At 73.1% G+C, this 19,668-nt stretch carries 16 protein-coding genes; 9 read left to right on the top strand and 7 right to left on the bottom strand.

What is annotated here, in order from left to right; genetic code table 11:
- Positions 1–9: 9 nt before the first annotated feature.
- Both BJY16_RS22370 and BJY16_RS22365 read right to left on the bottom strand, forming a co-directional pair.
- Entirely contained in the window at positions 10–963 is a 954-nt protein-coding gene (locus tag BJY16_RS22370) for a sulfotransferase family protein (protein ID WP_185041539.1), read from the bottom strand.
- Positions 964–1,026: 63 nt separating this feature from the next.
- The gene (locus tag BJY16_RS22365; RefSeq protein WP_221502020.1) at positions 1,027–1,179 is read right to left on the bottom strand and encodes a hypothetical protein; all 153 of its coding nucleotides are present in this window, start codon (positions 1,177–1,179) and stop codon (positions 1,027–1,029) included.
- 378 nt (positions 1,180–1,557) lie between these two features.
- Here BJY16_RS22365 and BJY16_RS22360 point away from each other — a divergent pair, with 378 nt between their 5' ends.
- Genes BJY16_RS22360 through BJY16_RS22345 form a run of 4 tightly spaced genes read left to right on the top strand, consistent with a single transcriptional unit; the run spans position 1,558 to position 7,364 of the window.
- Positions 1,558–2,556, top strand: coding sequence for a glycosyltransferase family 2 protein (locus BJY16_RS22360; protein ID WP_185041537.1), 999 nt, complete (start codon positions 1,558–1,560; stop codon positions 2,554–2,556).
- A gap of 32 nt (positions 2,557–2,588) precedes the next feature.
- On the top strand, positions 2,589–3,536 hold the full coding sequence (locus BJY16_RS22355; RefSeq protein WP_185041536.1) for a glycosyltransferase family 2 protein: 948 nt from the start codon (positions 2,589–2,591) through the stop codon (positions 3,534–3,536).
- Positions 3,533–4,837, top strand: coding sequence for a glycosyltransferase family 2 protein (locus tag BJY16_RS22350; RefSeq protein WP_185041535.1), 1,305 nt, complete (start codon positions 3,533–3,535; stop codon positions 4,835–4,837). The genes BJY16_RS22355 and BJY16_RS22350 overlap by 4 nt, the downstream gene beginning before the upstream one ends.
- A 37-nt stretch (positions 4,838–4,874) precedes the next feature.
- Positions 4,875–7,364, top strand: coding sequence for a hypothetical protein (locus BJY16_RS22345; RefSeq protein ID WP_185041534.1), 2,490 nt, complete (start codon positions 4,875–4,877; stop codon positions 7,362–7,364).
- Positions 7,365–7,838: 474 nt separating this feature from the next.
- On the opposite strand, the gene BJY16_RS22340 is transcribed toward BJY16_RS22345, so the two are convergent.
- From BJY16_RS22340 to BJY16_RS22330, 3 genes are read right to left on the bottom strand one after another with little or no spacing between them, the layout of a single operon-like run.
- Positions 7,839–9,155: a right-handed parallel beta-helix repeat-containing protein gene (locus BJY16_RS22340; RefSeq protein WP_185041533.1), complete on the bottom strand. Its 1,317-nt coding sequence runs from the start codon at positions 9,153–9,155 to the stop codon at positions 7,839–7,841.
- Positions 9,152–10,129 (bottom strand): glycoside hydrolase family 26 protein, encoded by a 978-nt coding sequence (locus tag BJY16_RS22335; RefSeq protein ID WP_185041532.1) that lies wholly within the window; start codon positions 10,127–10,129, stop codon positions 9,152–9,154. The genes BJY16_RS22340 and BJY16_RS22335 overlap by 4 nt, the downstream gene beginning before the upstream one ends.
- Before the next feature lies 1 nt (position 10,130).
- Positions 10,131–10,925 (bottom strand): polysaccharide deacetylase family protein, encoded by a 795-nt coding sequence (locus tag BJY16_RS22330; RefSeq protein ID WP_185041531.1) that lies wholly within the window; start codon positions 10,923–10,925, stop codon positions 10,131–10,133.
- A gap of 238 nt (positions 10,926–11,163) precedes the next feature.
- Between BJY16_RS22330 and BJY16_RS22325 the strand changes: the two genes are divergently transcribed.
- Entirely contained in the window at positions 11,164–11,817 is a 654-nt protein-coding gene (locus BJY16_RS22325; RefSeq protein ID WP_185041530.1) for a hypothetical protein, read from the top strand.
- 213 nt (positions 11,818–12,030) lie between these two features.
- On the opposite strand, the gene BJY16_RS22320 is transcribed toward BJY16_RS22325, so the two are convergent.
- The gene (locus BJY16_RS22320) at positions 12,031–12,393 is read right to left on the bottom strand and encodes a hypothetical protein (RefSeq protein ID WP_185041529.1); all 363 of its coding nucleotides are present in this window, start codon (positions 12,391–12,393) and stop codon (positions 12,031–12,033) included.
- A 102-nt stretch (positions 12,394–12,495) separates the two neighbouring features.
- On the opposite strand from BJY16_RS22320, the gene BJY16_RS22315 reads away from it, so the two are divergent.
- Both BJY16_RS22315 and BJY16_RS22310 read left to right on the top strand, forming a co-directional pair.
- Positions 12,496–13,191, top strand: a complete 696-nt coding sequence (locus BJY16_RS22315; RefSeq protein WP_185041528.1) for a nucleoside/nucleotide kinase family protein — start codon at positions 12,496–12,498, stop codon at positions 13,189–13,191.
- 21 nt (positions 13,192–13,212) lie between these two features.
- Positions 13,213–14,388 (top strand): metallophosphoesterase, encoded by a 1,176-nt coding sequence (locus BJY16_RS22310; protein WP_185041527.1) that lies wholly within the window; start codon positions 13,213–13,215, stop codon positions 14,386–14,388.
- Here BJY16_RS22310 and BJY16_RS22305 read toward each other — a convergent pair whose 3' ends face one another.
- A complete protein-coding gene (locus tag BJY16_RS22305; protein ID WP_185041526.1) occupies positions 14,389–14,628 on the bottom strand; it encodes a hypothetical protein in 240 nt (79 codons plus the stop codon). It abuts the gene before it with no gap.
- Between the two features lie 178 nt (positions 14,629–14,806).
- Here BJY16_RS22305 and BJY16_RS22300 point away from each other — a divergent pair, with 178 nt between their 5' ends.
- Positions 14,807–18,301, top strand: coding sequence for an ATP-binding cassette domain-containing protein (locus BJY16_RS22300; RefSeq protein WP_185041525.1), 3,495 nt, complete (start codon positions 14,807–14,809; stop codon positions 18,299–18,301).
- A 157-nt stretch (positions 18,302–18,458) separates the two neighbouring features.
- Entirely contained in the window at positions 18,459–19,073 is a 615-nt protein-coding gene (locus BJY16_RS22295) for a TetR/AcrR family transcriptional regulator (RefSeq protein WP_185041524.1), read from the top strand.
- Positions 19,074–19,668: the final 595 nt, after the last annotated feature.

Genomic DNA, 19,668 nt, shown 5'->3' with positions numbered 1-19,668 from the left:
TGCCATCACCTATTGGACTGGTGGGGTATCTGCGATCCGGGCGTGTCGGTCCACGCTGAGCCAGTCGTCGTACCGCTCGCCGGTGACGTCCTGCAGCAGCGCGATGTCCGCGGCGAAGTGCGGCAGCAGCTCGGCCCGTTCGGCCGGGGTGGTCACCGGCCGGTTGCCCTTCTTGCGGTGCAGCAGGGTGAGCAGCGGCCCGCGGGCGGCCAGCCGCAGCGGCACCGGGAAGTGGTGGCCGAAGGTGCCGCCGGAGCGGAGCAGGCCGCGCAGCACCCGGTTGACCGCGGTGTCCTCGACGACGTGCCGGTTCACGTTCTCCTTCGGGATGGCGCCGAGCAGGCCGGTGCGCACGCCGAGGAAGGCGCAGACCCGGTCCAGCGTGGCGGCCGGCGCGTCCTTCAGCTCCCGGTACCGCAGGAGCAGCACCTGCTCGCGCGGGAACCGCTGGTAGAGCTGCTCCACCTGGTGGCCGTAACGGCCCAGGTCGAGGTAGTGCCAGAACGGCGCCCAGCCGGCCGCGCGGCGCTTGGGCTCGGCCCGGCAGGCGGCCAGGAAGTCCGCCTCCGGCTCCAGGCCGGCGTTCCACAGGTGCGTCCAGTTGGAGTGCGCCCGGTCCACCGGGTCGCGCAGCAACAGGATGATCCGCACGTCCGGGACGAGCGCCTTGATCCGGTCGTGCGCGGCCACGTCGTGCAGGTAGAACGGGGTGGCCTCGCCCTTCACGGCGCCCGGCGGGGCCGGGGCGAAGAGCGCCTCGTAGTCGGTCCGGCGCCAGACGTGCTCCTGGTAGGTCTGCACGTCGCCGGGTCCGCCGTGGGCCGGCGGGGGCCCGTCGGAGAGGAAGAACTTGGGTTCCTTCACCGACGGCAGGAACAGCTGAGGGTGCGCGGTCAGGGCCGCGTGCAGGGCCGTCGTGCCCGCCTTGGGGACTCCGGCGATCAGGAAGTCGGGAAGTGACATGGTGCCTCCCTGCGTCAAAGTGAGCTAAGCCTACAGAAGTAATAGGCTTTCGCTACCCGGCGCTCAGGATGCGGGCAGGAGCCGCCGCCACCAGCGCGACCGCCGGAACCGCGGGCACCGCTGCGGCCCGCAGAGCGCGCACTCGCTGCCGGCGCGGTAGTGCTGGTGCGCGGCGAAGGGGTGCCCGCACACACAGCCGGCGTCCTCGGTCGTCATTCCCACAGTCACCAGGGTGCCACCTCACCGGCCGTCACGCCCGCCGGACCCCGGCACGCAGGGTGACCAAATGCCCGCGTTCCGAACATCTCCGGCATTTCCGAATTTCTCGGGATCGGCAGGCCGCCGCGGCAATCGCGCGGAAGATCCACGGAGCGACGCCATGTCCGTTACCCACCGTAGCGATGTGACCAAGGTCGCCAGCCGTTCGTACGGTCCTCCGCGCTCAGACGATCGGTTGTGACGCGCGACCAACTTGACGGCTGTTGACGCTACGTAATGTGTTGCTAAATTCGGTCCCTGAAGCGAGCGGCCACGTGAACTCCGATTCAGGAAATCGCGTTACCGGCCGTATTGCCGCCCCCGGAAGGGACCGACATGGAGCTTTCGCACGTGAACACGAGCACCGACAGTAACCGGCCGCAGTCACCGACCGTAAGCGTGGTCATCCCCGCGCTGAATGAGGAGCGGAACCTGCCGCACGTGTTCGCGAAGCTCCCGGCGATGATCACCGAGGTGATCCTGGTCGACGGCGGGTCGAAGGACCGGACCGTCGAGGTGGCCCGCGAGCTGCGCCCCGACGTGGTCGTGGTGCAGCAGACCCGTACCGGCAAGGGCAACGCCCTGGCCTGCGGTTTCGCGGCCTGCACCGGCGACATCATCGTGATGATCGACGCCGACGGCTCGACCGACCCGGGCGAGATCCCGCTGTTCGTGGCCAAGCTGACCGGCGGCGACCAGTTCGTGAAGGGCACCCGGTTCAACTTCGGCGGTCACAGCCACGACATCACCCGGCTGCGCAAGCTCGGCAACGACGGGCTCAACCTGGTGGTGAACGTCCTGTTCAAGACGAAGTTCACCGACCTCTGCTACGGCTACAACGCGTTCTGGCGCGACGTGGTGCCGGCCCTCGACCTGCCGGACGTCGACCTGCCCCGGCCGGCCGACGGCAGCAAGCTGTGGGGCGACGGCTTCGAGATCGAGACCATGATCAACATCCGCGCGGTGGCCGAGCAGCTCAAGGTCGGCGAGGTCGGCAGCACCGAGCACGAGCGGATCCACGGGCAGAGCAACCTGAACACCTTCCGCGACGGCTTCCGCGTGCTGCGCACCATCTTCAGCGAGTTCGGCCGGGCCCGGGTCCGCCGCCGGGCCGGCCTCGAGCCGTTCGCCGCCAAGCTGGCCGGCCAGGCCGCCGCCCGCCGCGCCGCCGCCGTCACCGGGCCGCACGCCGTCGGCCCGCGCGGCCACCTCAACCGGGCCCGCCGCGACGACCTCGGCGTCCGCCCCACCCAGGACCTGAACCAGCTGCGCGCCCCGGGCATCGACGACCTCGGCACCCGTCCTACCCGCGACCTGCGGTCGCGTCAGAACTAGGACGCCCGCCCCGCCGTCAGGAGCACCCCCTCGTGACCCACCCCACCACGATCGTCATCCCCACCTACACCGAGAAGCGCTGGGACTGTCTGCGGCGCACGCTGGAGTCGGCCCGCGCGCAGACGCACCAGCCGGACGAGGTCGTCGTGGTCGTCGACCACAACCCGGCGATGTACGCCCGGGCCACGGACGAGCTGACCGGCGTGACCGTGCTGGAGAACGCCTACCCGCAGGGCGTCTCGGGCAACCGGAACACCGGCGCCGAGCACGCCCGGACGCCGCTGATCGCGTTCCTCGACGACGACATCATCGCCGACCGGCACTGGCTGGCCCGGCAGATCGAGCCGTTCGCGGACCCGGCGGTGGTCGGCACCGGTGGGGCGATCGTCCCGGCCTGGGAGGACGGCGAGCCGCGCTGGATGCCGGCCGAGTTCCTGTGGGCGGTCGGCGGGTCGTACGCCGGGATGCCCACCGAGACCGCGCCGATCCGCAACGTCTGGTCGGCCAACATGATCGTCCGCCGGGACACGTTCCACGCGGCCGGCGGGTTCCGGGTCGGCTTCGGCAAGCTCGGCGACCGCAACCGGCCCGAGGACACCGACCTCTGCCTGCGGATGAGCCAGGTCGCCGGTGGCCGCTGGATGTACGTGCCGGGCGCCGTCATCCAGCACGAGGTGCCCGCCGAGCGGGCCTCGTTCCGGTTCTTCGTGCGCCGCTGCTACGCCGAGGGGCGGGGCAAGGTGCAGATGGCCGGCCTGCACGAACAGGACGCCCTCGGCGCCGAGCGCAGCTATCTCCGGTCGCTGCCCAAAGCGTTCCTGCGGCACCTCGCCGGCGCCGCCCGCGGCCAGGGCGTGAACCAGCTGCTGCGCGCCGGTGGGGTGGTCGCCGGAGTGGCCGCCGCCGGGGTCGGCGGCCTCGTGGAAACCGTCAGCTCGCGCCGGTCCGCCCGGCGCCCCGCAGTGAAGGCCGCCCAGTGACCACCGCCCCCGTCTTCTCCACCGACGCCGTGCTCCCCGCCGTCGTGCTCGACCTGGAACTGTCCGAGCCGCTGCCCCGGGTCTCCGCGACCACCGCGGACGGCCGCCGGGTGCAGCAGGCCTGGGCGCTGGTCCGGCTCTTCACCGAGCCGCTCGGCACCATCCTGGTCGACGTCCCGGAGTACGGCCTCAGCCCGGTCGACCTGGCCGCCGCGATCGACGACGAGCTGGGCGACGTGGTGCGCCCCCGGCTGGGCGGCGCGGCCATCCCGGCCACCGGCTTCACCCCGGCCACCGAGCCCGCGTTCCTGGCCTCCCGGCGCGCGGTGCTGGCCGCCGCCCCGGACATCACCGTGGTGATCTGCACCCGGGAGCGGCCTGGTGCGCTGGCCCGCTGCCTGGACAGCCTGCTCGGCCAGCAGTACCCGAACTTCCGGATCCTGGTGGTGGACAACGCGCCGGTCACCGGGGCCACCGCCGAGGTGGTCCGGTCGGCGGCCCGGCGCGGCCCGGTCACCTACCTCAAGGAGCCGAAGGCCGGCCTGTCGTTCGCCCGCAACGCGGCGGTCGCCGCCTGCCCCGGCGAGATCATGGCCTGGATCGACGACGACGAGCTGGCCGACCCGCACTGGCTGGCCGAGGTGGCCCGGGCGCTGGTCGAGCACCCGGAGGCGGACGTGGTCTCCGGCGTGATCGTCCCGGCCGAGCTGGAGACCCGGGCGCAAATCTGGTTCGAGCAGTTCGGCGGGCACAGCAAGGGCCGCGGGTTCGTGCCGGACGTGTTCGGGCCGCGGCACCCGCAGAGCCCGCTCTACCCGCTGCCGCCGTTCGGCACCGGGGCCAACATGACCTTCCGGCCCGGCGTGATCGAGCGGGTCGGCGGCTGGGACACCGCGCTCGGCGCCGGCACCCCGGCGATGGGCTCCGAGGACACTCTCGCCTTCACCCAGGTGCTGCTGGCCGGCGGGACGATCGTCTACCAGCCGACCGCGGTCACCCACCACTACCACCGGCGGGACTTCGAGGGGCTGCGCAAGCAGATGGTCGGGTACGGCACCGGGCTGACCGCGGCGTACACCAGCCTGTTGCTCGGGCGGCCGGGGCTGATCTGGCGGCTGCTCAAGCTGGCGCCCACCGCGTACCGGGATCTGACCGGCTCGGACAGCCCGCGGGTCGCCACCCTGCAGGCCGATTTCCCTCGTGAACTGCTCGGCGCCAACCGAAAGGGAATGATCGCCGGCCCGCGCGCCTACCTGCGCGGGCGGCGGGCCGCCCGGGCCACGCTCCGCCGGCGCCCCTGAGCCGACCCGACAGACATACCTCTGGAGGCCCCACCGCATGGCGCAGCAGCGCTCGCCCGAGACCAAGGACGGATCGTCGCCGGACCCGGCGGCGACCGTCATCATCCGTACGGACGCGGCCCGCCAGGACCCGGAGGCGACCGCGGTGATCCCGGCGCCGGCCACGAAGCCGGTCGGCGAGGAGACGACGCGCCTGGATCTCGGCGAGAAGACCGTCCGGATCCCGCTGCCCGAGAAGGCCGCTCCGGAGGCCGCCGCCACCCAGGTCATCCCCCAGGTCGACAAGAACGCCACCCAGCTGATCCCCCGGCTGGAGAGCGTCACCCAGATGATCCGCCGCCCGGTGAAGGCCGGGCGGCCACAGCCGTCGGCCGCCCCGGCCGACGACACCCCGGGGCTGGACACCCGGCTGGAGTTCGCCGCCATCGCGGTCCTCGGCGGGCTGCTCGGCGTCGCCGGCGAGCTGGTCCCGCACCCGGGCACCCGCCTGCTGCTGCTCCTCGCGATGATCCTGGTCGCCCCGGGCGCCGCGGTACTCGGCTTCGTCCCGTTGCAGAACCGGCTCACCGCCTGGTCGATGGCGACCGCGCTGAGCCTGTCGATCAGCGTCGCCCCGGCCGTGCTCACCCTCTGGCTGCACCTCTGGCACCCGGCCGCCTCGCTCGGCGTGCTGGCCGGCGGCAGCATGCTCGCCGGCCTGGTCCAGCTGACCCGGCAGTGGCGCTCCGGCGCCCGCTTCACCCGCCCGGTCCTCAGCGACCCGGCCGAGCGCGGCGCCGACCGGCTGACCGCCCTGCTGCCGCTGGTCACCCTGCCGGCCGGCCTGGCCCTGTGGATCTTCACGCTGGTCCGGTTCAGCCCCGCCCACTTCGGCGCCTACGGCCTCTCCACCACCCTGGGCGTCCCGTTCTTCGTGGCGCTCGCGCTGCTCGGCATCGGTTTCGCGGCCGAGCTGTTCGGCCGGGCCCGCCCGCTGGTGCTGACCGCCGGCATCCTCGCCGTCCCGGCGATCATGCAGGCCACCGTCCCGATCCTGAGCGGCACCACCGAGTACGCCTGGACCTACAAGCACCTCGGCGTCGTCGAGCTGATCCGGGACAACGGCCACCTGATCGACTCCACCGACATCTACCAGCAGTGGCCCGGCTTCTTCGCGGTGATGGCGCTGCTGTCCAAGGTCTCCGGCCTGGACCCGATCTCGTTCGCCGCCTGGTCGTCGCTGGCCTGCATGGTGCTCAACGGCCTGATGACCGCAGCCCTGCTGCGCCAGTTCACCACCAACCGCCGGGTGATCGCGCTCGGCACGCTGATGGCCCAGGCGTGCATGTGGGTGGACATCGGCTACTTCTCCCCGCAGGGCTACGTCTACCCGCTGATGCTCGCCTTCTGGGTGATCGTCATCCGCTGGCTGACCGGCCCGCCGACCGGCGAGATCCAGCGGTTCCCGCGAATCGAGCGGCTGCGCGCCTGGCTCACCCGGGACCTGCCGGAACGTCCCGACGTCAGCCGCCGCAGCCGGCTCTGGGCGGCCGCCGCGGCCACCGTCATCTACGCCGCGATCGTGGTGTCGCACCAGCTCACCCCGGTGATGATGATGGTCCCGGTGGTGGTCCTGGCGATGCTCGGCATCCTGCGGCCGCGCCTGCTCGCGGTGCTGTTCGGCGCCGTCCTGGTGGCCTTCCTGGCTCCCCGGATCGGCTCGGTCAGCAGCCAGTACTCGATCTTCGACTTCAACCTGTTCGCCAACGCGTCCGGCAACGCGGCCAGCTGGAGCACCCCGCAGCAGGAGTTCTCCGCCCTGGTCGCCCGTGCCCTGGCGATCGGCCTCTGGGCCACCGGCCTGTTCACCGTCTGGCGGGCCCGCAAGAAGCTCGGCACGGTGCTGGTCGCCGCCCTGCTCGCCTACCTGCCGATCACCACGCTGGCCGGCGGCAGCTACGGCGGCGAGGCGATCTACCGGGTCTACGCCTTCTCGCTGCCGTTCACCGCGCTGCTGGTCGCCACCTTCTGGGCCGGCGGCAAGCCGCATCGCTCCTGGTACTGGAAGGCCGGCTCCGGCGTCCTGACCGGCGTCCTGATGTTCGCCGGCCTGCAGGGCCTGCAGGGCCAGAGCGAGGTCCACTTCGTCACCCGCACCGACATCGTCGCCGCGAACTACCTCTACGACCACGCCAAGCCGGACTCCGGCGTCATCCTGATCGCCCCGAACTTCCCGACCAAGCTGAGGGGCAACTACGGCTCCTTCAACAAGGGCCACGTCTCGGTCGACATCTCCCTGATCGGCGACCCGTACTTCACCGGCAACATCAACAGCTCCCGGATCGCCGACCTCACCGAGTACGTCAAGGCGATGAACTACCCCACCAACTACCTGGTGGTCAGCGACTCGATGGAACGCCAGACCGCCTACTTCGGCACCCTCCCGGACGGCTCCTTCACCTCGTTGAAGCAGGGCCTGTCCGCGTCCCCGGCGTGGAAGGTCTTCTACCAGGCCCCCGGCGTCACCATCTACCAGCTGGCCGGATAGCGGCTTCGCCACGGCCCCGGCACCCCGAGGTGCCGGGGCCGTCGCCTTTCCCCGCTGCCGCGACGCCGCCCTCCGCCTTACGGATCCTTTGTCCGGTACGACTCGGAGTCCCGTGACAGTCGGCCCGCGAGGCTGCGGCCCACCCCCGACCGCCGCGCGTGTCGTGCGGGTCCGCCGCTGGCCCGCGACGCCCGCTTCTGGTCACGGCCCCGGCCGCGGCTCCCGCCCCCGGCTGGCTCTCACGGGTGTCTCGACCGCTGTGAGACACCCGTGGAAGCCAGCCCGGGACAGGGGGCGCGGCCGCAGCCGTGACCGGCGGCGGGCGTCGCGGTCCGCCGGCGGACCCGCACGACACGCGTGGCGGTCCTGCGCGGGCCGGGGCATCGCGGGCCGGCTCGCACGGGGCTCCGAGTCGTACCGGACAAGGATCCGGAAGGGGGAGGGCGGCGTCGCGGCAGCGAGGGTGGTCCGGATCTAGGACGTCGCGTCGAAGCGGGTGCGCTGCTGCCAGGTGGCGAAGTCGACCGTGTTGGCGGCGTCCGGCGAGTCGTCCGGGCCGATCACCGCGAAGGACGCGCCGGCCAGCCGGTAGCGGTTGGCGTCGATCGTGATGCGGGGCAGCGACGCGGTCGAGGGCACCTGGAGGCGGTGCACGACCACGCCCGGCGCCTGGCGGACATCGTTGCCGGTGATGGTGAGACCGTCGATGCGGCCGGCGAAGTCGCCGTCCGTGGAGATCAGGAAGGTGAACTGGCTGAGGTTCTCGAAGGTGTTGCCGGTGACCCGCATGTCGGCGGCGCAGCGCAGCACCAGGCCGGTGGAGCGGTCGTCGCCGTGGTCGCGGGTGGCGACGGTGTTGCCGGCGAAGACGTTGCCGTCGCAGCCGCCGCCGGAGCCGGTGCCGGTCTCCAGCGCGCCGTCGTTGTCGGCGAACGTGTTGCCGGTGATCGTCACGTGCCCGGCGTCGTAGATCTCGATGCCGCCGCCGTCGACGCCGTAGTCGGTGGACGGCCCGAGGTTGTGCGTCACCGTGTTGTTCCGGAAGACCGGCCCCGGGTCGTCCTCGACGAACGTCGCGGCCAGCCCGTAGCCGCCGAAGTCGTCCAGCGGCGCCGCCGTGTTGTGGATGATCCGGTCCTGGTCGTGCACGGTGTTGCCGTCCACCAGCACGCCGCGGCCGCCGCCGGAGACCACGATCCCGGCGCCGTTGTGGTCCACCTCGTTGCCGCTCACGGTCAGGTCCCGGGCGTCGGTGGCGAGGATGCCGTAGCAGCCGACCGGCAGCCCGGCCGCGGTCGTCCCGGCGCTGTGGTGCACGTGCACGTTCTGCACGGTGACCCCGGTGGTGCCGTGGATCCGCACGCCGCTGCCGTGGTCGCCGGTCTCCGCCGCGTCCGGGGCCGGGTTGGGCACGCAGCCGCGCACCTCGAGGTTCCGCAGCGTGACGTGGTCGTCGGTGACCAGGATGACGTCCCGGGTGCCGGACTGCCCGACGATCGTCGCCTTCTCGCCGGGCGCGCTGGTGATCGTCAGGCCGGGCCGGTCCACCGTGAACGGGCGGTAGTCCCCGCCGCGCAGGTGGATGGTGGCGCCCTCGGGGACCGCGCTGACCGCTTTGGTGACCGAGCGCCACGGGTGCCGGGAGCTGCCGTCGCCGGCGTCGTCGCCGTAGGCGGAGACCCAGTAGCCGGCGGGCGCCTCGGCGGTGCCGGACGGCTCGTGGGTGAACGCCCAGGCGACCAGCGCCACCAGCGGGATCAGCACCGCCACCGCGAGGACGACCCGTCTCACGCGCCGAACACCGGATCGCCGGCCATCGCCCGGTACGCGGCCAGGCTGGCCCGGTCCGAGTCGATCCGCCACTTCTCCGTCGAGCCGGGGTGGGTGTCGGTGTCGAACCAGACGGCGGCGCCGACCGCGGGCCGGGACCGCGCCCAGGCCGCGAAGTCCCGGATCCAGTCCGGTTTGCTGGCGCCGCCGCGGTCCGCCACCGCCACCTCCGTGATCATGATGGGTTTCCGGGCGGCGTACGTCTGGTAGACCGGGTCGAACATCTGCTCCGGGGTCTCGCCCTGCGAGTACCCGGACACGCCCACCCAGTCGACCAGGTCGTCACCCGGGTAGTACCCGTCCCGATTGTTCCAGGGTTCCTCGGGGTGGGTGTTCCAGTTCGGGCTCCACACCCAGGAGACGTTGTCCGCGCCGGCCTCGGCGAACAGTCCGCGCAGCCGTTTCCAGGCGGTCACGTAGCCGGCCGGCGACCGGCCGTTGGCGGCGCCGCCCCAGCGGTAGAAGTCGCGGTTCATGTCCCAGCCCCAGCGCAGCAGGACCGGCCGGTCGCCGGCGGCGAGCCGGCGGGCCGCCGCGGTGATCAGCCGGTCGGCCCGGCCGGTGGTGATGTCGGTGAGCCGCGGGCCGCGCCAGGAGATCATCAGCGTGCTCGCCGGCGGCAGGTAGGACAGCCGGGTCGGCAGCTGATCGGTCCACGAGTAGTAGCGGTGCACGATCCGCAGGTCGTGGCCGAGCTGACGGCGGCGCAGCGCCAGCCCGCCGGCCGGGCTCATCCCGTGGAGCGCGACGTAGGCGCCGAGCATCACCTTGCCGGGCTGCAGCGGCACCGGTCCGCCGCCGGTCCGGACCGCGGACGGGGACGGCAGCGCGGACGGCACCGGCGGCCAGGAGGGCTTGTCGGGGGCGGTGCAGCCGGCCAGCGCCGCGGACCCGGCGAGCAGCAGCAGGTGGCGTCGGGAGATCAGCACGGGCACCTCAGGTCAGGGTCCGGCCCGTCGCGCGGGCGAGCTTGCGGACCAGGCGCCAGCCCGGCTGAGCGTACCGCTTCAGGGTCGGGACCAGGCCGGATCCGTGGCCCTCGACCAGCGCGACCAGGTCGGCGCCGGTGTGGTCCGGGGTGGGCTGGAAGCGCGGCACCGCGAACTGCCGCTCGCGCGGGGTGTGCACCCGGTAGCCGACCTCGGTGGCGTTGTCGTGCCCGGCCGCGGCGACCACGTCGCGGACCCGGCGGCTGTTGTAGCCGTGCGGGTAGGCGAACGACCGCACCCCGCGCTGCAGGCGCTGCTCCAGCTCGTCGCGGCTGCGGTACACCTCGTCGCGCAGCAGCGCCGGGGGCAGCACGTCGAGCGGGTGGTGGATCAGGCTGTGGTTGCCGATCTCGATGCCCTGGGCGGCCACCTCGGCCAGCTCCTCCCAGGTCAGCATCGGGCCGAAGTCGGGTGACCAGCGGCCCAGCCAGCCGGCCCGGCCGCCGAGGTGGCCGACCGACGCGTACAGGGTGGCGCCGGCGCCGGCCGCCCGCAGCGCGGGGACGCCGGCGGTGAGGAAGTCGCGGTAGCCGTCGTCGAAGGTGACCGCGAGCAGCTTCTCGGTGCTGCCGGCGCGCACCTGGTCGAGCGCCTCGGTCAGGCCGACCAGGCGGTAGCCGGCGGCGGTGAGCGCCTCCAGCTGCTCGGCCAGCCGGTCCGGTGGGACGGCGAGATCACGCAGCGGGCCGTCCACGGCGGAGACCGAGTGATACATCAGCGCCGGCAACGTGCTCCAGCCCACAAAGTCCCCCTTTGTCCCGCCATTCGGCAACCCACCGTACCCAAATCCCGATCTTGCGGCCTCCTCCGTTCGCCCTAGCCAATTTCCACTACCCGGAGTAATCTTCGCTCCCATCCGGGACGTCTGCCAGCGCAAACGCCGTCACGATCTGGTGACACAGAGTGACTTGTGAACCTTTGCCGCGCGGCTGACGTACCGGAGGACGACACCGAATTCGCTTCACCCCGGGAGCGTGCCCATGTTCCGGCTCATCCAGTTGCACACCGACGCCGGTGTGCCACGCATCGGCGTCGACCCGGACGGCTATGTCAGCGCCCGCGCGGCGCTGGCCCGTTACCGCACCGCCCCGGCGACCTACTTCGCGGTCGGCCGGTTCGACCACGAGGGCACCCTCACCGAGGTGATCCTCGACCCGTCCTGCGGCCTGGACGGCGCCTGCCAGCGGCCCGCCTCGGTGATCCACGCGACCACCTTCCAGCGGCTGTGCGAGGGATGCGCGGCCGGCCTGGACGTGCTCACCGTGCCGCAGCTGGCCCGCCGGCTCGGGATCGCCTGCCGGCTCGCCCCGCCGATCAGCCGGCACCGGCAGAGCTCCCTCGGCGGCCTGCGCTCCCCGGCCGGCAACCGGATCGCCCGCGAGTTCGCCGACCACGTCCACGACCCGTCCTGGCGCGCCGAACTGTGCGGCGAGCTGAGCCAGACCCCGACCGCGCTCAACGGCCTGCTGATCGGCGCGGGCGCGCTCAGCCACCGCCAGGTCCTCGACCTCTACCCGGCGCTCTGCGCGCTCGGCGAGGAACTCCCCGACGGCATCCGTACCGACCTGGCCCGGGCCACCTCCCGGCCGCTCTCCCCCGCCGGCGTGGCCGGGCTGCGCCTCGGTCTCGGCTGAGCAAACCCGCCGGCGTGGCCGGGCTGCGCCCCGGTCTCGGCTGAGCACCCCCGCCGGTCCGCGGGCCCGCGCCAGGTCCGCTCCGATCGGGACCACCGATTGACGGTACGCCCGGAGCGGTCCCGCCGCGGCCGTCCGGCGCGAGGCGGCCTCGCGCCGGGACCGCCTCGCGCGTACCGGAAAGCGGCGGCCCGCACCCGGAGCGGACCGTGCCTAGCGCCGGGCCGGGACCGGGTCGATCTCCACCAGCCGGTGTGCGCCGGTGCGGCTGACCTGGATCAGCACGGTGGAGCGCAGGCGCTTACGGGTGGTGGCCCGCGCGTAGAGCCGGTGATCGGCGCCCCAGGCGAGGCTGACCAGGCCGGGCAGGCCGGTGGCGTAGACCTGGGGAACGTGGCCGGGCGCGATCCGCAGGACGCGGCCGGCCCGGTCACCGACGTAGTAGGCGCCGTCCGGGCCGCGCGTCACCGCGGAACCGCCGGCCGCCTCCGCACCGGCCGGCGACTCCGCGGACGGCGCGACCGGCGCCGGGACGACGAGAAGGGCGGCCATCGCCGCCGAGCCGAACGTGATCATCTAATTCCTCTCGGTAGTAGCCGGGAACTCCGTCAGGGTCCACGGCGCCGCCGCGCATCTCTCGTCCCAGTCGGAGATCCGACCCCCGGTACGGTCTGCGGTATGACAGGCACGTTCCCCGATCTGGTGCGCCGGGCCCGGTCCCTCGTCGCCGGCGGGCGGCGCGCCGTCCTCGGCATCGCCGGACCGCCCGGCGCCGGCAAGACCACCCTGGCCGAGTCGCTGCTGGCCGCCCTCGCCCCGGAGCCGCCGGCCGGGCTGACCGCCGGCGGCTGGGTGGCGCACGTGCCGATGGACGGCTTCCACCTGGCCGACGTCGAGCTGGACCGGCTCGGGCTGCGCGACCGCAAGGGCGCGCCGGACACCTTCGACGGCTGGGGGTATTCCGCGCTGCTGCGCCGGCTGCTCGACGACCGCGACGACATGGTCTACGTGCCCGGTTTCGAGCGGGTCCTGGAGCAGCCGATCGCCGGCGCCATCGGGGTGCCCCGCACCGCCCGGCTGATCCTCACCGAGGGCAACTACCTGCTGCTCGGCGAGGGCCGGTGGGCCGGATTGCGGGAGGTGTTCAGCGAGGTCTGGTACACCGATCTCGACCCGGCCGAGCGGCTGCGCCGGCTGATCGCCCGGCACGTCCGCTTCGGCAAGTCACCGGAGGCCGCGCGGGCCTGGGCGACCGGCACCGACGAGCGGAACGCCGCACTGATCGCCACCACCCGGGACCGGGCCGACCTGGTGGTGCCGTCCGCGCTGCTGTGTTCGCTGCGCGCTGATCCGGCGGACGGGTTTTCGCCGTGACGCGGTGGCATGCTTGCTCGCATGTCAGTGGATGAGGCGGTCGAGGCCAAGCCCCGGCGGCGACGGGCGGGCGCCCGGTTCGGTGTGATCCTGGTGGCGGTCCTCGCCCTGCTCTTCGGGGTGCCGTGGGCCACCCTGGTCTGGTCCGGCAACGCCTGGCCCACCCCGGTGGTCGTCACCGCCACCGTGCTGGTCGTGCTGGTCGCGGCGGCCTTCCCGGTGCTGATGTTCCGCGGCCACGGCCGGCGCGACGACACCGCCGCCCGGATCGCCGACACCACGCTCGGCGTGCTCTGGGTGCTCTTCGTCTGGTCGCTCCTGGGCCAGCTGTTCGGCCTGGTCCTGGCCCTCGCCGGGGTCGCCGACCCGGTCCGCTCCCGGGTGGTCACCGGCACCGTGCTGGCCGTCTCGCTGATCCTGCTGGTCTACGGCTACGCCGAGGCGATGCGGGTCTCCCGGGTGCGCCGGGTGAACGTCACCATCCCGCGCCTGGGCCGGGGCCTGGACGGGCTGCGGGTGGTGCTGATCACCGACACCCACTACGGCCCGATCGACCGGGCACGCTGGTCCCGCGGCGTGACCGAGGTGATCAACTCGTTGGACGCGGACATCGTCGCGCACACCGGCGACATCGCCGACGGCGAGGTCGACCAGCGCCGCGAGATGGCCGCGCCGCTCGGCGACGTCCGCGCGAGCCTGGCCCGGGTCTACGTGACCGGCAACCACGAGTACATGAGCGGCGCCCAGGGCTGGGTCGAGCACATGTCCGAGCTCGGCTGGGAGGCCCTGCACAACCGGCATCTGGTCGTCTCCCGCGGCGGCGACTCGCTCGTCGTGGCCGGCGTCGACGACCGCACCGCGGCCGGCTCCGGCGTCCCCGGCCACCACATGGACCACGAGGCCGCGCTGGCCGGCGCCGACCCCCAGCTTCCGGTGCTGCTGCTCGCCCACCAGCCGCAGCAGATCTCCGGCGCCGTCGCGCACGGCATCGACCTGCAGCTGTCCGGCCACACCCATGGCGGCCAGATGTGGCCGTTCCACTACCTGGTCCGGATCGACCAGCCGGTCCTGCAGGGCCTGTCCCGGCACTCCGAGCGCACCCAGCTCTACACCAGCCGCGGCACCGGATTCTGGGGCCCGCCGTTCCGTATCTTCGCCCCCAGCGAGATCACCCTGCTCACCCTGCGCGCCGCCTGACTACTTCACGATGTGGAAGTCCGGGTGCGCTCGCCAGGCGGCGACTGCGGGGGCGTCCAGCAGCACCGAGCCGTGCAGGTCCGGGCTGCGCAGGCAGCGGCCGGCCCGGTCGAGGCGGGCCAGCAGGTCCGGGCTCGGCGGGTAGCGGGTCAGGCCCTCGGCGGCCATCTCGGCCACCACGATCGGCTCGGCGCGGGCCGCGGTCAGCGGGCTGAGGATGCTGAGTGCGGTTCCGCCCATGGCCGGCAGTACATCGCACCCGCGGACGCCACCGCCAGCCGATTCCCGAGTCGCCCGAGGCCATGATCACTTTCCGCCCCCGGGCGGATGACATGTCCTATTTAAACCGGTTGAGCGCTTCGAACGGGCCGCAGCAGGATGGGGTACCGCCCTTCTCCCATCGTCCAGAGGACTTCGTATGCGTCTGCTCAGCGACCTGTGGGTTACCTCCCGAAGTCGCACGGCGCTGGCCGCGTTCCTGATCGTGCTCGGCGCGGCCGGATCGGCCGTGGCCCTCGCGCTGGCCGGCCCGGTGCTGGTGGACCGGTCCGCCCCGATGTTCGTGGCGCTGGCCGTCGCGCTCGTCGCGGTGGTGGTCAGCGACGTCGTCGTCGGGCTGGTCGCCGCCCGGCTGACCGCCGACTGGGCCGCCCAGGTCCGGCGTGGACTCAACCGGGTCGCCTTCGGCCAGGACATCCCGACGCTGGAGAACACGCCGGTCGGCGAGCTGCTCGACCGGATCGACTCGGACGTCTACCAGGTCGGCTCGGAGCTGCGCGGCAGCGGCGTCCGGATCGCCCAGTCGCTCGCGGTGGCCACGCTCTCCATCGTCACCGCGTTCTTCGTCTGGTGGCCGGCCGGCCTGGCGATGATCGCGGTCAGCGTCCTGATCTACCTCACCATGAACAAGCCGATCCAGCGGATCGGCCCGGTCCGGATCGCCGAGGAGGAGGCCTGGTCCGACCTGGCCGCCGTGATGGAGGAGGCGATCCACGGGCAGGACGACGTGCGCACCAGCCTGGCCGCGCCGTACGTGCACCGCCTCTTCGCCGACCGGGCCCGCGAGGTGCTGGCCCGTGGCCGCCGGGTCTGGCGCTCCTCGTCCCGGGTCACCATGTGGGCCGGCGCGATCACCCGTTCGCTGATCGCCTCGCTCGTCCTGGTCGGCGCCTGGGCGCTGGTCACCGGGCACATCGACGGCGCCCGGCTGACCGGCATCTGGTTGCTCGCGCTCGGCTTCGGCGGCACCCTGGAGCACGTCACCCGGATGGTCCCCGAGCTGCAGAACGCGCTCGGCGCCTGGGGCCGGGTGCAGATGCTCCGCGCGGTCACGCAGGAACCCACCGAGGGCGCCGCCCCCACCGACGGCGACCTGGAGGTCAGAGACCTGACCTTCCAGTACGGCGAGGCGGACAGCAGCCGGCCGCCGGCCCTGCGCGGGGTGACCCTCACCTTCGCCCGGGGCCGTTCCTATGCGCTGATCGGCCGCACCGGCTCCGGCAAGTCCACCCTGGCCAAGGTGCTCACCCGCGCGGTCGAGGTGCCGTCCGGCACGGTGTTCCTGGGCGGCGCCGACATCAACGACCTCGCCGTCGAGGGGCTGCGCCGGTGGACCGCGATCGTCCCGCAGCGCACCGAGATCCTGGCCGGCACCCTCGCCGAGAACATCGCGCTCTTCGACCGGGAGCTGCTGCCCCGGGCCGGCGCGGCGCTCGACGAGCTGGGTCTGACCGCCTGGGTCGACGGGCTGCCGGACGGCATCGACACCAAGCTCGGCGAGGGCGGCTACAAGCTCTCCGCCGGGCAGGAGCAGCTGGTGGCGTTCGCCCGGATCCTGGTCCGGGACCCGCAGGTGGTGATCCTGGACGAGGCGACCGCCCGGATGGACCCGGTCACCGAGTCCTGGGTGCAGCGGGCCACCGACCGCCTGCTGGCCGGCCGGATCGGCGTGATCGTGGCGCACCGGCTCTCCTCGGTGCAGCGCTGCGACGAGGTCGTGGTGCTCGCCGACGGCCAGGTGATGGAGGCCGGTCCGCTGCGCGAGTCCCGCCGGTTCGCCGAGCTGATGGCGAGCAGCAACCTGGCCGTCCCGGCGCCGGCCGCGCCGGCAAACGGCGGGGTGCTGGTCGAGGACGAGGAGGCGGGCGACTGGGACGCCGCGGTGCGGCTGGAGCTCGGCGCGGACGCGCTGACCAACCCGCTGCCCGCGGTGGCGCCGCCGCCGCTGCCCACCCCGCCGCCGACCCGGACGATGCGCGAGATCGCCCGGCTGGCCACCAACGACGCCCGGTACGGTCTCGGCGCCGTCGGCCTGTTCGTGCTGCTGGTCCTCTTCGGACTGGACGGGGTGGTGCTGCCACTGCTCTGGTCGGACGTGGTGGACGGTGTGGGCAGCCCGATGCTGCCGGCGCTCGGCATCGCGGTGGCCCTGCTCGCCCTGATCCCGACGCTGTACTACACCGGCGCCTGGTTCCCGGAGTGGTGGGTGCGGCAGATGCTGCGGATCAGCCTGCGCCTGGTGCACGGGCAGATCGGGCCGCGCCGGGTCAGCAAGCACACCCCGGCCGAGGTGGTCGCCCAGGGCGGCGACACCGAGCGGGTGGTGATGCTGGCCGACAACCTGATCGACAGCGGTGTCGCGCTGATCGTCGCGGTGGCCATGACGGTGACCTCGCAGTCGCTGGTGCCGGCCCTGTTCTTCCTCGGCACCATGCTGGTGTCCGGGCTGGCCGCGACCCTGTTCGGGCCGCGGCTGGAGCAGGCCGCCCGGCGGACCGTGGCAGCCCGCGCGGCGTTCGCCACCTCGCTGGTGTCGTCGCTGTCCGCGGCGCGCACGGTGAAGCTGGCCGGCGCGACCGAGCCGGTGCTCGACCATTTGGCCGGGCTCGACGCGAAGCGCAGCGAGCTGCAGTGGCGGGAGATCGCGATCCAGGTGTGGGCGCGGTCCACGCCGTCGATCGCCAGCGGCCTGCTGCCGATCGCGGTCTGGGCGCTGTACCTGTCCGACCGGCTCAGCTCGGCGGCGACGCTGATCGCGGTGGCGACGCTGGGCTCGGCGCGGTGGTTCGCCTGGACGACCGCGTCGCTGGTGTCGCACTACCCGTCGGCCAAGGTGTGGACGGCCCGGACGGTCGCGATGACCGGCGCCGCGGAGTACTCGTCCGGCGTCACCGGGGTGGACATCTCGGCCGGCACCGCGCCGGCGCCGCCCGCCGCGCCCCGCAACCCGTTGCGGACGCTGGAGCTGCGCGGGTTCAGCGCGGTCCACGAGAACGGCGCCCAGGGCGTCCGGGACGTCGACCTGACCGTGCAGCGCGGCGAGCTGGTGCTGGTCGTCGGCCCGGTCGGCTCCGGCAAGTCGTCGCTGCTGCGGGCCCTGGCCGGGATCGTGCACCACACCGGCGACCTGCGCTGGAACGGCGAGCCGGTGCGGGACCCGGAGCTGTTCCTGCGGCCCAACCAGGTCGGCTACGTGGCCCAGCTGCCCCGGGTGCTGTCCGGGACGGTGGCCGACAACATCCAGCTCGGGCACGAGGTGGACGCGGCCGACGCGGTCTCGGTGGCCCAGCTGGAGCACGACCTGACCGCGTCCGGCGGCGGCCTCGGCCTGCTGATCGGACACAAGGGCACCCGGCTCTCCGGCGGCCAGCTGCAGCGGCTGGCGCTGGCCCGGGCGCTCGCCCCGCGTACCGAACTGCTGATCGCGGACGACGTGTCGTCCGCCCTGGACGTCACCACGGAGCTGGAGCTCTGGCGGGCGCTGCGCTCACACGGGGTGACCGTGGTCGGATCGACGTCGAAACGGGCGGCGCTGGCCCAGGCCGACCGGGTGGTCGTGCTGATCGGCGGCAAGGCCGAGGACCAGGGCACCTGGCCGGAGCTGGAGGACCGCTGGGGCCACCTGGCGGGCTGACACCGGCGGGTGGCCGGCTGTGCCCCGCGGGTGTCTCCGCACGGCGGAGACACCCGCGGGAGCCAGCCCGGCCGCGCGCCGGCAAGCTGAGACGGCGCTGAGAAAACTGCGTGCCCCGCAACTTTGCGGGGCACGCAGTTTTTGTTACGGTGGACGCATGGGACTCCGGGAGACCAAGAAGCAGGCCACCCGGGCCGCGCTCAGCTGGGCCGCGATCCGGCTCATCGTCGAGCGCGGCTACGACCGGGTGCTGGTGGAGGACATCGCGGCGGCCGCCGGGGTGTCACCCCGCACCTTCAACAACTACTTCGCCAGCAAGGCCGAGGCGGTCGCGGCCCGGCACCGCGACCGTTGCTTCGCCGTCGCGGACGCGCTGCGCGAGCGACCAGCCGACGAGCCACTCTGGGACGCGATCACCCAGGCCGTGCTGACCGCGTTCACCCCCGGCCCGGAGGTCACCGCCCACCCGGAACCGGACATGGAGCTGTGGCTGGCCGGGATCCGCGAGATGGTCACGGTGCCGGCCATCCAGGCGGAGATCCTGCGCGGCAGCGACGACGCAGCCCGGGCCATCGGCGCCGCCGTCGCCGAGCGGACCGGCCTCGACGTCGACCGGGACCTCTATCCGAAACTGGTCGCGGCAGCGGTGCTCGCGGCCAACAACGTGGCCGTCCGCCAATTCCAGTCGTCCGGCGGCGACCGCTGGCACACGGTTCCGGAGCTGCTCACCGAGGCGCTGCGCCAGTTGCGGGCGGGTCTGCCGCAGCCTTGACGCCAGATCTGAGCGGGCCTCCCCGGGCCGCGCACGACATCCGCGGTCTCCCCGGGCCACGCGCGACATCCGCGGGTCTCCCGGCCCGAGCCTCACATCCGCGGGTCGCCCTGGCCCGAGCACAAAGTCCCACCCTCCCTGGGGGGACCCCCGCCACAGCCATTATCGCGACAAGCCAAGGCCCACTCCGGACGGGCTGTGGACAACCCATGACTGTGGAAATCGCAGACAGGACAAGAGACCGGCGCGGCCCGGCAAGAAACCGCACGGCACGACGAGAGACCGGCGCGGCACGGCTAGATACCGCAGGACACGGCGAGAAACCGGCACGGCACGGCGAGAAGCAGCAGCGAACGACGAGCAGCCGGAACGGCACGACCACAAACCGCAGGACACGACGAGAAACCGGGGTGGCTTGCGAGCCCCGCCGATCGCCCGGCCGGAGCAGGGCGCGGTCCACAAGCCACGGTCGCATTGCCCGGCCGGGAGCAGGGTGCGGCCCACAAGCCACGGCCGCACTGCCCGGCCGGGAGCAGGGTGCGGCCCACAAAGCCACGGCTCCGACCGCCCCGGGGTGGGGTGCGGCCTTCGGCCA

The organism is Actinoplanes octamycinicus (assembly GCF_014205225.1).
Taxonomy (GTDB): Bacteria; Actinomycetota; Actinomycetes; order Mycobacteriales; family Micromonosporaceae; genus Actinoplanes; species Actinoplanes octamycinicus.
The sequence above is the reverse complement of the archived record's forward strand: the minus strand, read 5'-3'. Positions and strand labels throughout refer to the sequence as shown.

Excerpts from the sequence above, each read along its gene's own strand:
- BJY16_RS22370 (WP_185041539.1), bottom strand. The coding sequence starts at position 963 with ATGTCACTTCCCGACTTCCTGATCGCCGGAGTCCCCAAGGCGGGCACG.
- BJY16_RS22365 (WP_221502020.1), bottom strand. The coding sequence starts at position 1,179 with ATGACGACCGAGGACGCCGGCTGTGTGTGCGGGCACCCCTTCGCCGCG.
- BJY16_RS22360 (WP_185041537.1), top strand. The coding sequence starts at position 1,558 with ATGGAGCTTTCGCACGTGAACACGAGCACCGACAGTAACCGGCCGCAG.
- BJY16_RS22345 (WP_185041534.1), top strand. The coding sequence starts at position 4,875 with ATGGCGCAGCAGCGCTCGCCCGAGACCAAGGACGGATCGTCGCCGGAC.
- BJY16_RS22325 (WP_185041530.1), top strand. The coding sequence starts at position 11,164 with ATGTTCCGGCTCATCCAGTTGCACACCGACGCCGGTGTGCCACGCATC.
- BJY16_RS22320 (WP_185041529.1), bottom strand. The coding sequence starts at position 12,393 with ATGATCACGTTCGGCTCGGCGGCGATGGCCGCCCTTCTCGTCGTCCCG.
- BJY16_RS22315 (WP_185041528.1), top strand. The coding sequence starts at position 12,496 with ATGACAGGCACGTTCCCCGATCTGGTGCGCCGGGCCCGGTCCCTCGTC.
- BJY16_RS22310 (WP_185041527.1), top strand. The coding sequence starts at position 13,213 with ATGTCAGTGGATGAGGCGGTCGAGGCCAAGCCCCGGCGGCGACGGGCG.
- BJY16_RS22305 (WP_185041526.1), bottom strand. The coding sequence starts at position 14,628 with ATGGGCGGAACCGCACTCAGCATCCTCAGCCCGCTGACCGCGGCCCGC.
- BJY16_RS22300 (WP_185041525.1), top strand. The coding sequence starts at position 14,807 with ATGCGTCTGCTCAGCGACCTGTGGGTTACCTCCCGAAGTCGCACGGCG.
- BJY16_RS22295 (WP_185041524.1), top strand. The coding sequence starts at position 18,459 with ATGGGACTCCGGGAGACCAAGAAGCAGGCCACCCGGGCCGCGCTCAGC.